Here is a 14,424-nt window from a genome sequence, read left to right on the forward strand (position 1 = left end):
CGTCAGCTGCCGCCCGCCAGCTCTCCGACTCTGTCCCGGATCGCATCGAGCGCCGCCGGGATTCCTGCGGAGTCCGAACCCGAGCCCTGGGCCATGTCGGGCTTTCCGCCGCCGCGGCCGCCGATCTTGGGTCCGAACGACGCGACCAGTTCGCCGGCCTTCACACCGAGACCTTGAGCTGCCTTGCTCGAGGCGACCACGAACGGAACCTTGCCGTCGACGTCACCGAGGAGAGCTACGACGGCAGGTTCGGAGCCGAGGCGACCCTTGATGTCCGTGACCAGGCTGCGCAGATCGTTTCCACCGACTCCGGCAGGAGCCGGTTCGGCGATCACCAGGACGCTGCCGATGCGCTTGGCCTTGGCGACGTACTCGCCTGCCGACGCCAGCACAGCCTTGGCCTTGGTCTGCTCGAGTTCCTTCTCTGCCACCTTGAGTCGCTCGACGAGTGCCTCGACTCGAGCAGGCACCTCTTCCGAAGGAACCTTCAGTGAGGAGGACAGTCCGGCCAGAAGCGCGCGCTCCTTGGCGAGGTAGCGGTACGAATCCAAACCGACGTACGCCTCGACGCGTCGGATTCCGGAGCCGACCGACTGCTCACCGAGCAGCGTGACCTGACCGATCTGAGCGGAGCTTCCGACGTGAGTACCGCCGCACAGTTCCATCGAGAACGGGCCGCCGATTTCGACGACGCGAACCTCGTCTCCGTAGTTCTCGCCGAAGAGTGCCATCGCACCCATCGACTTGGCCTTGTCGAGATCCGTGACGAAGGTGTTGACCGCGTAGTTCGACGCCACGGCTTCGTTGGTGAGGGCTTCGATGTCCTGCTTCTGGGACTCGGACAACGCGCCCTGCCAGGAGAAGTCGAAGCGGAGGTAACCCGGCTTGTTGAGCGAGCCGGCCTGCACCGCGTTGGGGCCGAGCACCTGACGCAGCGCAGCGTGCACCATGTGGGTGCCGGAGTGCCCCTGGGTTGCGCCCTTGCGCCACTCGGCGTCGACGTGCGCGAGTACGACGTCACCCTCGGTGATCTCGCCCTTCTTGACCGTCACCTTGTGCGTCCAGACCTTCTTGGCGATCTTCTGCACGTCGTTGACCTTGGCCTCGAGGCCCGGAGCGGTGAGCGAACCGATGTCGGCGATCTGTCCGCCGGACTCTGCGTAGAGCGGGCTTCGGTCGAGGATGACCTCGACGTCCTGGCCGGCCTTCGCCACCGGCACGCGGACGCCGTCGACGATCAACGCGAGAACGTGAGCCTCGGAGACGAGTTCGTCGAAACCGGTGAACTCGGTGGCGCCTCGATCGAGCAGTTCCTTGTAGACCGTGAGGTCGGCGTGAGCGTGCTTACGAGCCTGCGCGTCGTCCTTGGCGCGCTTGCGCTGCTCAGCCATGAGCGAGCGGAAACCGTCTTCGTCGACGGTGAGACCGGCCTCGGACGCCATCTCGAGCGTGAGGTCGATCGGGAAGCCGTAGGTGTCGTGCAGTGCAAACGCCTGATCGCCGGCGATGACCGACTTTCCGGACGACTTGACCGACTCGGCAGCATTCTCGAAGAGTGCCGATCCCGAGGCCAGCGTCTTGAGGAACGCGGTCTCCTCACCGACGGCAACGTTCTCGATGCGCGTGAAGTCGGTTTCCAGAACCGGGTACGACGGCGCCATCGTGTCGCGGACGACGATCATGAACTCGCGCATGGTGGGCTGCTCGCTGCCGAGCAGTTTGGCCGAGCGCACGATACGACGCAGCAACCGACGCAGGACGTACCCGCGGCCGTAGTTGCCGGGGTTCACACCGTCGGCGATCAACATCGCGGCGGTGCGTGCATGGTCGGCGATGACGCGGAAACGGACGTCTGAAGTGTGGTCGGTCCCGTAGACACTGCCGGTCAGTTCGGCGGCCTTGTCGATGACGGGGCGGAGAAGATCTGTCTCGTAGACGTTTTCGACACCCTGCAGGAGGAACGCGACGCGCTCGACGCCCATGCCGGTGTCGATGTTCTTCTTCGGCAACGGTCCGAGGATCGGGTAGTCGCCTTTGTTGGTGCCCTCGCCGCGCTCGTTCTGCATGAACACGAGATTCCAGATCTCGATGTAGCGGTCCTCGTCGGCTTCCGGGCCGCCTTCTACGCCGTATTCGGAGCCGCGATCGTAGAAGATCTCCGAGCAGGGACCACAGGGTCCTGGGATGCCCATGGACCAGTAGTTGTCCTTCATGCCGCGGCGCTGGATGCGCTCTTCGGGCAGTCCGACCTCGTCGCGCCAGATCGCGAATGCTTCGTCGTCGTCAAGGTAGACGGTGGCCCACAGGCGGGTGGGATCGATGCCGTATCCGCCGTCCTCGACCGAACCTGTCAGCAACTGCCAGGCGTGGGAGATGGCTTCCTTCTTGAAGTAGTCACCGAAGGAGAAGTTGCCCGCCATCTGGAAGAAGGTGTTGTGGCGGGTGGTGATGCCGACCTCTTCGATGTCCAGGGTGCGGACGCACTTCTGCACGGACGTCGCGCGCGAGTAGGACGGCGTCTGCTGCCCGAGGAAGAACGGCACGAACGGAACCATGCCCGCGTTGACGAACAGAAGGTTCGGGTCGTCGAGAATCAGCGAGGCGCTGGGCACCTCGGTGTGGCCGGCCTTGACGAAGTGGTCGAGGAATCGCCTGCGGATCTCGTGGGTTTGCACTAACCGGTCCTTACCTTCAAGAGCGTCGAGCTATGGGTGTCCAGACTAACGCGTCGACCGGTGGAACCTGGCAGGCGTCAGCCACGAACTATTCGGCGGAGTTTGCTCACCCGATCGGCGATCTCTCGCTCGTTGCCGTGCGCGGTGGGCTGGTAGTAGTCGACACCCACCAGATCGTCCGGCGGATACTGTTGCCGCAGAACACCATCACGTGTGTCGTGCGGGTACTTGTAACCGACTGCGTTGCCCAATTGCTCGGCGCCCTTGTAGTGCCCGTCACGCAGATGCGGCGGCACGAGTCCTGATTTTCCGGCGGCCACGTCGGCCATGGCAGCGCCGAGAGCGGCGATGACCGCACCGGATTTGGGGGCTGTCGCCAGATGAATGGTGGCTTGTGCCAGAGCAAGACGCGCCTCGGGCATGCCGATCAGCTGCACTGCCTGCGCGGCGGCGGTCGCAGTCTGCAGAGCTGTCGGATCGGCCATGCCGATGTCTTCGCTGGCGTGAACGACCAGACGCCGTGCGATGAATCGAGGGTCTTCGCCCGCGGTCAGCATCCGTGCGAGGTAGTGCAGCGCGGCGTCGACGTCGGAGCCGCGAATGCTCTTGATAAATGCGCTGATGACGTCGTAGTGCTGATCTCCGGCACGGTCGTACCGAACCGCAGCCTTGTCGACGCTGGCCTCGACGGTCGCGAGGTCGAGCACCACCGGACCCGGCGCGTCACCTGCAGTGTCCAGTGCGGCCCCGGCAGCGGCCTCGAGTGCCGTCAGGGCTCGGCGTGCATCGCCGGAAGCCAGACGGACGAGGTGTTCCATCGCGTCGTCGTCGATCGTGATCGCTCCCCCGAACCCTCGCTCGTCCGCGACCGCACGCTCGAGCAGTTCCTGGACATCGGCAGCGGTGAGCGATTGCAGTTGCAGGACCAACGAGCGCGACAACAGCGCGGAGACGACGGAGAACGACGGGTTCTCGGTGGTCGCGCCGACCAAGAGAACGATCCGGTTCTCGACTGCGGCGAGCAAGGCGTCCTGCTGGGTTTTGGAGAAACGATGAACCTCGTCGATGAACAAAACGGTCTGTTCGCCGTTCAGCAGGCGACGGCGCGCGAGTTCGATGACACCGCGGACTTCCTTGACACCCGCGGACAGAGCAGACAAGGCCTCGAACCGGCGGCCGGTTGCACCCGAGATCAACGATGCAAGCGTGGTCTTGCCGGTGCCGGGAGGTCCGTACAGAAGTACCGATGCGGCGCCGGATCCCTCGACCATTCTGCGCAGTGGCGCGCCGGGCCCGAGTAAGTGCTGTTGCCCGACAACCTCACCAAGAGTGAGCGGGCGCATGCGGACAGCCAGAGGAGCACCGGGCGGCACCGAGGACAAAGCGCGCTCCGCTACCGACACGACATCTGGTTCGTCGATCTCGGACTCTTCCGGCGTTGCCTCGAAGAGGCCGTCTTCCGCCACCACGCTGTCTTTCACCACCACACTGTCTTCCGCTTGCCAATCGCTCACGAATCGACGCTACTAGAGACCACCGACGCCTGACACAATCCGCTGTTCCGCCAGCCCTCACCCCGCTGGGAATCAGCATTGGATAGCGTTGTCGCCATGAGCACCTCCGAGATCGCCACCGTCCTCGCGTGGCACGATGCACTCAACTCCCAAGACATCGACACACTGCTGCAGTTGTCGAGTGACGACATCGAGGTCGGCGGCCCCAAGGGCGCGAGCCAGGGACTCGCTGCCCTGCGCGAGTGGGCCACCAACGCCGGCATCACACTCGTCCCCGGAAAGATGTACGTCCACCACGGCGTGGTCGTCGTCGAACAGACTGCAACGTGGGCGGCCGAACCGGACAAGTCCGCAACTGTGGCCTCGGCGTTCCGAGTCGTGGCGGATCAGGTCACGTCGACGTTCCGGCATCCTGATCTGGCGACGGCGCTCGCAGCGACGGACCTGTCCGAGAGCGATCTGGTCTCCGACAACTGAGCGGACCTCGACAAAGAAAGGGCGCTCGTGCTGCGTGCACGGGCGCCCTTCTGCATGTGGTCAGAGACTCAACTGAACTCGGTGCGCAACGCCGCCACGACCTCGCGGGCGTGTGACTCGACGGCGTCGTTGCCGGCGAGCTGCGCCGAACGTGCGAGCCTGGCCCAGCGTCCCACCAGTGCGTCGGCGCGTGGGATCGAGAGATAGTGCTCTCGGACCGCAGCGATACGTGAATGGTCTTCGGGCAGGTACAGGTAGGTGCTGAGCCAGACCCAGATGAGCTGGGCTTCGACGATCCTGCGTCCCAACTCGGCCTCGTCGGCCAGGGCGGGCCACATCCCGACGACCTCGGCCCGCCAGGCATCCACCATCGCAGACGCCCGCTCTTCGGTCAGGTCGATGTTGCACAGACAACCGGGGAACGACACCAACGCGTAGGTGATGTCGAGGAGGGCGTCGCGGTAGCCGCCCCACTCGTAGTCCAGGAACTGCACGCCGTCGTCGTTGACGATGATGTTGTCCGGGCACAGGTCCGACGGACTGAATGCACGGAATCGACCGCCACTGAACAGTGTCTGCGCGTGCTGAACCTGCTCGAGAATGTCCGAGCTCACATCGATGCCGAGACTTTCCACCAACATCGCGGGAACACCGGCCACGGCGCGTCCCACCTGATCCGCTACTTCGTCGGAGCAATGGGCGACCTCGGCGCGACGCAGCAGCGCGGTGAAGTCGTCTTCACGGCCTACCGTCGCGGCGTGCATGCGGCCCATGGCCTGCGCCATGGCCATCAACGTGTGCGTGACAGTGTCCGGGTCGGAGTCTTCGAGACGGACGCTGATGGCGGTGGCGTCGCCGAGATCACTCAGGATCAAAAGACGAGCGTCGAGGTCGGACGCCAACAGTTCGGCGCCGGGGCGAGCATCCTTGGCAAGCGCGTTGGCGAACTGATACGACACCGCTTCACGGAGGAAGGCAGTTTCGACGTCGAAGTCACCCTCAGACGCAGCTGGGAGAGCAATCGCCGTCTTGGTAGCTCCCTGGAAGTTGTCGCGGACCTGCTTGATCACCAGTGTGCGAGGCAACGAGAACGGATTCTCGGCGACACGGACGCGCAGCACGACGGTGCGGCCACTCCCCCCGAGATCAACTGGATCCACCAGGGTTACGGGTGCCCCTGTGCGGCGTGTCAGCAACTGCTCAGCAGCTGCGACGACTTCGGAAACGGGGTCTGCCAGTAATGCGGTCATCACCGACCAACTTACCCGTTAGTGACTCCGATCATGCCCAGCTCATCCGCGCAGGCTCGTAAATCCAAGGGCTCACAACGACAGAAATAGGCTCCCACGTGCGGTGATGACAAAAGTCCCTAATCGCCACATCGGCACACAGTTCTCACGAGAATTTTTCTACTCGTGAGCAGAACTCCGCAAATACAACCTCACGCCGATTTGTCCGCGTCGTCGTCCTCGTCGACGAATCGAGAAATGCCCTTCAACGCTGCTTCGAATTCCTCGTCGGCCCGCGTTCTGACCCAGAGAACGAGTACACAGGCGATGACTATCCCGAGCAGGTTGACCGCCAGTTGCAGAGACGACAATCCGGCGATCCGCCACTCCCCGTTCGCTGCCGCAACCACGGCGAAACCAGCGGCGGGAACTGTGGTGACCGAGATGAACACCCCGACCAAGGCGGCGGACTTCGAGGAGACGAGCGCCAGCATTCCGGCCGCGCCGGCGAGGAGGGCGACGACAAAGGAAATTGGCCCGACCTTGTAGACGAAATCGACCTCGTGGAGTGATTCGAGACTGACGACGTCCATCCATCCGAAGAACTTCACCACGAACGTGGCAGCAAGAGTCACGCCCATCGCGATGGGGAATCCGACGGCGAGCGCAAGAATCGAGCGTCGGCGCAACCGTCGGTCGCGCCGCACCAGTGCCACCGCAAGGGCCGCCAGCGGCCCGAACTCGGGGCCGACGACCATTGCGCCCACGATCGTGATCTGTGAGTCGGTGACAACGCCGATTGCGGCAAGAAGGCACGCGATCGTCAGGAACGCGACGAACAATCCGTTGAGAGTTGATTCTTCCCGAGTGCGGGACAGCAATTCCTCCCACACGACGGAATCCGCTGGATCACCCGGCACGTCACGCTCGGCTTTGCGCGCCGCCGCCGACAACACCGTCTCGACCGGTACGAGCGTCATTCCGCCGTCCTCGGCGACGCCGAGTTCGTTCAGGGCATCGACGACGTCGTTGGCCGCTTCACGGGCGACGTCGGCCTCCACCATGTCGCCGGCAGGATGAACTGCGACATCACGTAATACGACGATGTGTGTCGCTCCCCGCTGCGACGCGAGCGCACCGAGAACTTGCTCGGTGCGCTCGGTCGGGCAGATCACCCGCAAATGCAGCATGGCGATCCGGTGTCGGCTCTACTTGGCTTCGCCGGTGTCGCCTTCGGACTTCTTGTCCTCTGACTTCTTTTCCTCGGACTTCTTCTCGGGCTTCGCGTCGATACCCGATTCCTTGCGCTGCTGAGCCGAGATCGGTGCCGGCGCATCCGTCAGCGGGTCGACGCCGCCGCCGGACTTCGGGAACGCGATGACCTCACGGATGGAATCCATGCCGGCGAGGAGCGCGGTGATGCGGTCCCAGCCGAATGCAATTCCGCCGTGCGGAGGCGCGCCGAAGGCGAAGGCGTCGAGGAGGAAGCCGAACTGCTCCTGCGCCTCTTCCTCGGAGATACCCATCACCTTGAACACTCGTTCCTGAATGTCCTTGCGGTGGATACGAATACTGCCGCCGCCGATCTCGTTGCCGTTGCAGACGATGTCGTATGCGTAGGCGAGAGCGGAATCCGGATCGGTGTCGAAGGTGTCGAAGAACTCCGGCTTCGGCGAGGTGAACGCGTGGTGCACGGCCGTCCAGGCGGAGTGGCCCAGCGCAACGTCACCGGAAGCAGTGGCGTCGGCAGTCGGCTCGAACATCGGAGCGTCGACGATCCACACGAAAGCCCACGCGTCGGGATCGATGAGGTCCTTCTTACGTGCAATCTCACCACGGGCTGCGCCGAGGAGCGCGCGCGTCGACTTCGTCGCACCGGCTCCGAAGAAGATGCAGTCACCAGGCTGAGCTCCGACATGAGCCGCAAGGCCCTCACGTTCGGCGTCGGTCAGGTTCTTGGCGACGGGGCCGCCGAGGGTGCCGTCTTCGCCGACCAACACATACGCCAGACCCTTGGAGCCGCGCTGCTTGGCCCATTCCTGCCAAGCATCGAGCTGCTTGCGTGGCTGGCTTGCACCACCGGGCATCACGACGGCGCCGACGTACTCGGCCTGGAACACGCGGAACGTCGTGTCCTTGAAGAACTCGGCGCACTCGACCAGTTCGATACCGAAACGGAGGTCGGGCTTGTCGCTGCCGTAACGACGCATTGCCTCGTTGTAGGTCATGCGGTCGATGGGCGTCTTGATCTCGTGGCCGACCAGCTTCCACAACGCCGTGAGGATTTCCTCGGCGAGCAGGATGATGTCGTCCTGGTTGACGAATGCCATCTCGATGTCGAGCTGGGTGAACTCCGGCTGACGATCGGCGCGGAAATCCTCGTCGCGGTAGCAACGCGCGATCTGGTAGTACCGCTCGATGCCGCCGACCATGAGGAGCTGCTTGAACAGCTGCGGGCTCTGCGGCAGTGCGTAGAAGCTACCGGGCTGAAGGCGTGACGGCACGAGGAAGTCACGGGCGCCTTCTGGCGTCGAACGCGTGAGCGTCGGAGTTTCGACCTCGACGAACTCGTGGTGCGAAAGAACGCCGCGCGCTGCAGCACTTACCTTGGAGCGCAAGCGAATTGCGGAACCGGGGCCCTCACGACGCAAATCGAGGTATCGATACTTCAGGCGTGCTTCTTCGCCGACCTGATCGTCGAGCTGGAACGGCAGCGGTGCGCTTTCGTTGAGAACCTCGAGTTCTGTGGCGTTGACCTCGATTGCTCCCGTGGGGATCTCGAAGTTCTGGTTGCCCTCGGGGCGAACCTCGACCGTTCCGGTCACGCGGACGCAGTATTCCGCGCGCAGACGGTGCGCCTGCTCGGCCACGTCACCTGCCCGGAAAACTACCTGCGCAACTCCGGATGCGTCACGGAGATCGATGAAGATCACTCCGCCGTGATCACGACGCCTGGCTACCCAACCGGTGAGCGTTACGGTCTGCTCTGCCTGCTCGGGTCGCAATGAACCGGCGAGATGTGTGCGCAGCACGGGATTCCTTTCGAACTACTTCCAATAACCGACGACCGACTACTTTGCCTGCGATCCTACGGAGCGAACTGCGCAGAGCGGAAACGCGGACCCGCATCGCATGCGAAGCTATCTCCAGAAGTGACGGCAAGCACTGGTTCACGACAGCAGAAAGCGGACATAGATGACCTTCAACGAGGGGGCTCGCGGTGAAGCGGGACGCGTTCAGGTTCAAGGCGGCGGGGGCGGCGGTGGCCGGGGCGGCAAAATCGCGATCGGCGGTGGCGCGGGTGGCATCATCGTCCTGATCCTGGCACTGCTGTTCGGTGGCGATCCCGGCTCGCTTCTGGGCACGTCTACCGAGACGTCGAATTCATCGACAGGACTGTCCTCGGTCGACGAGTGCACCGGCGCTCAGGCAAACGCAGACGTGAACTGCCGAGTAACCCTGACCGTCGGAAGCCTCGACGATGTCTGGGAACAGCAATTGGTCAAGCAGACCGGTACCGCGTACGTCCGACCCGAGGTCATCTTGTTCAGCGGTTCGGTCAACACCGGGTGCGGACAGGCGTCGAGTGATGTCGGTCCGTTCTACTGCCCGGCCGACCAGACGGCGTACTTCGACACGAGTTTCTTCCAACTGCTCGTCGACCGTTTCGGTTCCAGCGCAGGGCCGCTCGCGCAGGAGTACGTGGTCGCGCACGAGTTCGGTCATCACATCCAGAATCAGCTCGGCGACATCGGCCGTGCGCAAGCCGACCCGCAGGGTGAGGAGTCCGGCGCGGTCCGCACGGAACTCCAGGCAGATTGCTACGCCGGCGTCTGGGCGCATTTCGCGGACACGATTCCCGACGAGGCAACCGGCCAACCTTTCCTGAAGCCCCTGTCGAAGAACGACATTCGCGACGCATTGTCGGCGGCTTCGTCGGTGGGTGACGACCGTATCCAGAAGTCCACGACCGGTCGGGTCAACCCCGAAGGCTGGACACACGGATCGTCCGCGCAACGTCAGGCGTGGTTCGCAACTGGATATCAAACAGGCCAGGTCTCCTCGTGTGACACCTACTCGGCGAGGGATCTGAACAACCCGCCCGACCTGAAGCGGTAGAGAACCCGAAACCATCCTGCCGACAATTTTTTCTGTCTTGACAGAATTTATTGTCGGTGGGATGGTTTTCTCATGTTGGAAGTAGCAGTCATCGATCGCCCCGCTGCCGCGGAGGCATCGCTCGACCCGATACGGCAACGGATTCTGGCCGAATTGGCGGTGCCGGGATCGGCATCCTCGCTGGCGCCTCGGGTGGGACTGACACGCCAGAAGGTGAACTACCACTTACGCACTCTCGAAGAGCATGGACTTGTCGAACTCGTCGAGGAACGCAAGCGGGGCAACATGACCGAGCGCATCATGCAGGCCAGCGCCGCGTCGTACGTCATCTCCCCCGCCGCCATGTCTGCGCTTGCCCCGGACCCGAGCCGGTTCCCGGATCAGCTCTCGGCGCGCTGGCTCGTCACTCTTGCGGCACGGATCGTCCGAGAAGTCGGCGAGCTGATCGCAGGGGCGACTGCGGCCGGAAAACCGTTGGCGTCCTTTGCCATCGACAGCGACATCACCTTTGCGACTGCATCCGACCGCGCCGCATTCGCCGGTGAACTCGGCGAATCGATCAACTCACTCGTCGCCAAGTATCACGGCGGCAATTCCGAGGGCGGACGCAAACACCGCCTCGTTGTCGCCCTGCATCCCAGCCTCACCACACCCCCTGTCAACACACCCCAGGCAATCGACGCGCCCGAAACGGAGAAGTAACAATGTCCGAGAAATTCGAAATCCGCCGCGAGGTGGTCGTACCCGGAACTCCCGAGCAGATCTGGGCCGCCATCTCGGCCGAAACGGCCGGCTGGATGTTCCCCTCCCCTCTCGAGATCCCCGCCGACGGCAGCCGCCCGGACAGCCCGATCATCGCGGCCTGGGAGCCGCCCAGCGAACTTGCCATCCACATGCAAGGCCCCGACGGCTGGTTCAACAACCTCGAATACGTTGTCGAAGCACGCGACGAGAGCACCGCCGTTGTCCGCTACGTCCACGCTGGAGTGTTTGCCGAGGACTGGGACAACCAGTACGACGGAGCGAGCAAGCACACCGACTTCTACCTTCACAGTCTCGGCCAGTACGTGCAGTACTTTGCCGGTAGTTCCACCACGTACGTCTCGGCCGAGGGTCCGGAGGCCTCCAGCGCGCCGGAGGCCATGAATACACTTCGCGGCGCACTTGGAATCACCCGAGACACCGCCGTCGGCGACACGGTGACGGTGAATGCGCCCGGAATCGGGACCATCGAAGCAATCGTCGATTACGTCAACGACTGGTTCATCGGCTTGCGCACCGAGAACGCCTTGCTTCGGTTCTACGGCCGAAACGCTTTCGGCGGCAACGTCGACGCGGCCCATCACCTCTTCGCCGCGGATGCGGATGGTGACGCAGCGACGGCAGCGTGGCAGGCCTGGCTCACCGGCGTGTTCGCCTGAGTCGTCACACTCCCCGCTCTGCTGACACACGACCGTTGTCGATCGCGGTCAGCAGAGCGGCGTGATCGCGAGCGTTGCGTTTGGCGTAGGCAGCCGCGAACTCCCCGATCGCGAAATCGAATTCAGTTCCGTCACCGAGATATTCGGCGATCGCTATCCGGTCGGACGAGCGAGCATGCGCGTAGGCGAGGACCCTGGCGCACAGGCGCCCGTAGAGTTCCAAACCCTCCGGCACCATCTCCTCGATGACTGCCGACCCTTTACCGTCGCGCAGTTGGCGAATGTAGAAATCGTGCTCGCCCTCGTCGAGCCCCGGCCCTCGTTCCCAGCCGAGAAAAATGTCGCTCGTCGCTTGCATCAAGCGTTGCCCGTTGACGACGCGTTCCCCTTCGTTCTTGAAGGTCGGGCCGTCGACGTAGCCGGACAGCACCGAGGGCTGCGCCTCCTTGACCTGCAGAATCAACGGATCGTCGTCGTCGACGCCCTTCATGAGGATCATCCATGCGCGTGTTCCGACGCTTCCGACGCCCACGACTTTCCTGGCGATGTGCGTCATCTCGAAAGCGTCGAGGAGAACGCGCCGATCCCATTGCAGTGTGTCGCGATACGACTGGACGCGTTGGCGCAACAGGTCCTCGATCTGCGTGAGATCGGTCCCGGCGAACAACTCGTTTGCGGGCACGATCAAGGGCGGATCGCTGATGAATTGTCGCCGACCGTCGACGATTTCGGTGAACTTGCCTGCTGCCTGCACACTGTCGCGGCGGCGAGCCTTGTCCAGCGTCGCTTGTGTGCGAGCGAGCATGCGCTTCTTCAGGTCGATTTGGAGAGCCTCAAGCCCATCCTCGGGTGCGATGTGTGAGTACCAGACTGCAAGATTTCCCAACCCTGCCTGAGTGATCATGGTTTCCCGATACTCGGCCGCGCATCCGCGAACGATCTTCTTTCGCTCCTTGCCCGAAAATCCGTTGTCCTTCGCGGCGATCACCAAACTTGCGGCCAGTCGCTTGACGTCCCACTCGAACGGGCCCGGGTAGGTTTCGTCGAAGTCGTTGATGTCGAACGCCAACTTCCGCTCGGGCGTTGCGTAGATCCCGAAATTGCTCAGATGTGCGTCACCGCAGAGTTGGCTGCCAAGCCCCGAATCCGGGCTGCGTGACAAATCGTCGGCCATCACCAGCGCGGCACCCCGAAAAAACGAGAATCGCGACGCCGACATCCGCCCGTAGCGAATGGGTACCAGGTCCTGGACTCGGGATTTCGCCTGCACTTCCAGTAGCGAAATCGGGTCGCGGTCGCTGTCTGCGAGATCCGCGAGTGCCGCCAGCGGGGTGTCTCTACGCGCCTGGCGGCCGCGGGCCCGCCGCTCGTCTACAGAGAGATGTTCGGTGCGCACTGCTGTCATCTGCCCGACCTTTCACTCGCAACGGCTATCGCTACGAACTCGACGCGTCGGGCATCGCTCGGCCTCCTGATCCGCGCGCCGCGCGTACCAGGAGTTCCGGACTGGACACCAACGCCTTGCGCCACGGAAGTACCCCGTCGATCTCGATCTGAATCGACAGGCTGAGCACCGTTCGAATCAGCACGATCATGCCCAGAACTGCGGCATCGGTCAGCGACGGCGAAGACGTCACAGTCTTGACCAGATCGGCTGCAACAAGGATCTCGAGCCCGAGAAGGATGACCGCGCCCATGGATTCGCGCAGAGTCCGAAACGCTGAACTACCGTCGCGCGTTCGAAACCACGCGCGTCCCGCGATCACAAATGCGAAGACGAACCCGAGAACCATGGCGACGACACCAAGTACTTCGAACCATTCGGTGACAAGCTCGAAGAACCTGATTTTGTCCATGGTCATGATTCTCGAGGTAACTCACCGATAAGTCGAGAGGACACGACGGTGTCAGCTGAAGATCCGCTCGATGTCGTCGAGCCGCAGCTGTGTCGCGCGAGGAGAATAGCCCGAGCCCCACAGGCTGTCGTCGACGTAGTGGACGTTCCCGGAGCGGACAGCGGGAAGCCGCTCCCACAGCGGGTTCATCGCCAACTGGGCGCGGACGTCCCGCTGGTCCTGGAAAGCACCGACGATGATCACGTCGCTGGTGACCTGATCGAGTTGCTCCGCGGAAAGTGTGCGCGTGAACTCCTCCGACGTGGCTCGATCACCGGGGAATCCGAGGGCGTCGAGAAGAGCGTCGACCTGGTTGTAGACAACACCGTTCTCGCCTGTGCGCAGGAGGGTTACCGACGGCAGCGAGCCGAGTGCCGAGAGTCGATCCTTGATTGCCAGGAGTCGGTCTTCCGTTCGCGCGTTCAATTCCGCGGCAGCGTCTTCGCGTCGGACCGCGACGCCCATCGAGGTGACCAACTTCTTCATCTCGTCCCACGTGAGGAACCCGTTGAAGCCGGCGAACACCGGAACACCGGTGGCCGAGAGTTCGTCGTAGGACTTTGCTGCATAAGCATTTCCGGCGGTCAGGAGCATGACGATCAGATCGGGCGACGCACCGATGATGGCTTCCTTGTTCCAGCTTCCGGCCGTGCCGAGGTTCGGGATGTTCGCGGCCTCCGGCATCGTGCGCAACACCGCGTCGCTGCCCACACCTTCGAGACCGAAGAAGCCGCCGACGATCTTCTCCGGCGGCACACCGAGGTCGAGCACCGTCGCCATGGCGCTGACATGGGCGATGACCATCCGCTGGGGATCCGACGGAATCTCGACGCTGCCCGTCTCGTCCTGCACGGTGACGAGACCTGAAGACTCCGAGCCGTTTTCGTCACTGCTGCACGCTGCCAGAAGCGTCGCGGCCGCCGCGCCGAGGCCGGCGCCGAGGAAACCCCGGCGCGTCAGCGCATCGACGATGCGGTTCCACTGCACGTCTGTATCAAGTACGGGGTCTTCGAGTGCGGGGTGCAGGCAAATCGAGTTCGACACAGTTCGGTCCATTCGTTCGGCAGTCGAGAATCTCCTCGATTGTGGCGATC

The 14,424-nt window shown here is 63.4% G+C and carries 12 protein-coding genes; 4 read left to right on the forward strand and 8 right to left on the reverse strand.

Features of this window, described 5'->3' with window-relative positions; all coding sequences use genetic code 11:
* Positions 1-2 precede the first annotated feature (2 nt).
* The gene (gene alaS, locus ACFWEM_RS09895) at positions 3-2,675 is read right to left on the reverse strand and encodes an alanine--tRNA ligase (protein WP_378445931.1); all 2,673 of its coding nucleotides are present in this window, start codon (positions 2,673-2,675) and stop codon (positions 3-5) included.
* A 77-nt stretch (positions 2,676-2,752) separates the two neighbouring features.
* On the reverse strand, positions 2,753-4,162 hold the full coding sequence (locus ACFWEM_RS09900) for a replication-associated recombination protein A (RefSeq protein ID WP_378534517.1): 1,410 nt from the start codon (positions 4,160-4,162) through the stop codon (positions 2,753-2,755).
* 123 nt (positions 4,163-4,285) lie between these two features.
* Between ACFWEM_RS09900 and ACFWEM_RS09905 the strand changes: the two genes are divergently transcribed.
* Positions 4,286-4,666 carry a nuclear transport factor 2 family protein gene (locus ACFWEM_RS09905; protein WP_378445930.1) on the forward strand — a complete coding sequence of 127 codons (381 nt, stop codon included), beginning with the start codon at positions 4,286-4,288 and terminating at the stop codon, positions 4,664-4,666.
* A gap of 68 nt (positions 4,667-4,734) precedes the next feature.
* Here the strand turns inward: ACFWEM_RS09905 and ACFWEM_RS09910 are convergent, their stop codons facing one another.
* The 3 genes from ACFWEM_RS09910 to aspS all read right to left on the reverse strand — a co-directional run bounded on the left by ACFWEM_RS09910 (position 4,735) and on the right by aspS (position 8,927).
* Positions 4,735-5,916 (reverse strand): kinase, encoded by a 1,182-nt coding sequence (locus ACFWEM_RS09910; RefSeq protein ID WP_378533175.1) that lies wholly within the window; start codon positions 5,914-5,916, stop codon positions 4,735-4,737.
* Between the two features lie 191 nt (positions 5,917-6,107).
* Complete coding sequence (locus ACFWEM_RS09915; RefSeq protein ID WP_378533177.1) at positions 6,108-7,085, reverse strand: DUF389 domain-containing protein; 978 nt, start codon at positions 7,083-7,085, stop codon at positions 6,108-6,110.
* 18 nt (positions 7,086-7,103) lie between these two features.
* Complete coding sequence (gene aspS / locus ACFWEM_RS09920) at positions 7,104-8,927, reverse strand: aspartate--tRNA ligase (protein ID WP_378533179.1); 1,824 nt, start codon at positions 8,925-8,927, stop codon at positions 7,104-7,106.
* A gap of 163 nt (positions 8,928-9,090) precedes the next feature.
* Between aspS and ACFWEM_RS09925 the strand changes: the two genes are divergently transcribed.
* The 3 genes from ACFWEM_RS09925 (at position 9,091) to ACFWEM_RS09935 (ending at position 11,435) form a co-directional block, all read left to right on the forward strand.
* Positions 9,091-10,014, forward strand: coding sequence for a neutral zinc metallopeptidase (locus tag ACFWEM_RS09925; protein WP_378533181.1), 924 nt, complete (start codon positions 9,091-9,093; stop codon positions 10,012-10,014).
* Between the two features lie 72 nt (positions 10,015-10,086).
* On the forward strand, positions 10,087-10,716 hold the full coding sequence (locus ACFWEM_RS09930) for an ArsR/SmtB family transcription factor (RefSeq protein WP_378533183.1): 630 nt from the start codon (positions 10,087-10,089) through the stop codon (positions 10,714-10,716).
* Between the two features lie 2 nt (positions 10,717-10,718).
* A complete protein-coding gene (locus tag ACFWEM_RS09935) occupies positions 10,719-11,435 on the forward strand; it encodes an SRPBCC domain-containing protein (RefSeq protein WP_378533185.1) in 717 nt (238 codons plus the stop codon).
* 4 nt (positions 11,436-11,439) lie between these two features.
* On the opposite strand, the gene ACFWEM_RS09940 is transcribed toward ACFWEM_RS09935, so the two are convergent.
* Genes ACFWEM_RS09940 through ACFWEM_RS09950 form a run of 3 tightly spaced genes read right to left on the reverse strand, consistent with a single transcriptional unit; the run spans position 11,440 to position 14,374 of the window.
* Positions 11,440-12,840: a DUF2252 domain-containing protein gene (locus ACFWEM_RS09940; RefSeq protein WP_378533187.1), complete on the reverse strand. Its 1,401-nt coding sequence runs from the start codon at positions 12,838-12,840 to the stop codon at positions 11,440-11,442.
* Positions 12,841-12,871: 31 nt separating this feature from the next.
* Positions 12,872-13,291, reverse strand: a complete 420-nt coding sequence (locus tag ACFWEM_RS09945) for a DUF1622 domain-containing protein (protein ID WP_378533189.1) — start codon at positions 13,289-13,291, stop codon at positions 12,872-12,874.
* Positions 13,292-13,342: 51 nt separating this feature from the next.
* Positions 13,343-14,374: an ABC transporter substrate-binding protein gene (locus tag ACFWEM_RS09950; RefSeq protein ID WP_378533191.1), complete on the reverse strand. Its 1,032-nt coding sequence runs from the start codon at positions 14,372-14,374 to the stop codon at positions 13,343-13,345.
* Positions 14,375-14,424 lie beyond the last annotated feature (50 nt).

This window comes from Rhodococcus sp. NPDC060176, from assembly GCF_042728675.1.
GTDB lineage: Bacteria > Actinomycetota > Actinomycetes > Mycobacteriales > Mycobacteriaceae > Rhodococcus_F.

Excerpts from the sequence above, each read along its gene's own strand:
- ACFWEM_RS09905 (WP_378445930.1), top strand. The coding sequence starts at position 4,286 with ATGAGCACCTCCGAGATCGCCACCGTCCTCGCGTGGCACGATGCACTC.
- ACFWEM_RS09910 (WP_378533175.1), bottom strand. The coding sequence starts at position 5,916 with ATGACCGCATTACTGGCAGACCCCGTTTCCGAAGTCGTCGCAGCTGCT.
- ACFWEM_RS09915 (WP_378533177.1), bottom strand. The coding sequence starts at position 7,085 with ATGCTGCATTTGCGGGTGATCTGCCCGACCGAGCGCACCGAGCAAGTT.
- ACFWEM_RS09925 (WP_378533181.1), top strand. The coding sequence starts at position 9,091 with ATGACCTTCAACGAGGGGGCTCGCGGTGAAGCGGGACGCGTTCAGGTT.
- ACFWEM_RS09930 (WP_378533183.1), top strand. The coding sequence starts at position 10,087 with ATGTTGGAAGTAGCAGTCATCGATCGCCCCGCTGCCGCGGAGGCATCG.
- ACFWEM_RS09935 (WP_378533185.1), top strand. The coding sequence starts at position 10,719 with ATGTCCGAGAAATTCGAAATCCGCCGCGAGGTGGTCGTACCCGGAACT.
- ACFWEM_RS09940 (WP_378533187.1), bottom strand. The coding sequence starts at position 12,840 with ATGACAGCAGTGCGCACCGAACATCTCTCTGTAGACGAGCGGCGGGCC.
- ACFWEM_RS09945 (WP_378533189.1), bottom strand. The coding sequence starts at position 13,291 with ATGGACAAAATCAGGTTCTTCGAGCTTGTCACCGAATGGTTCGAAGTA.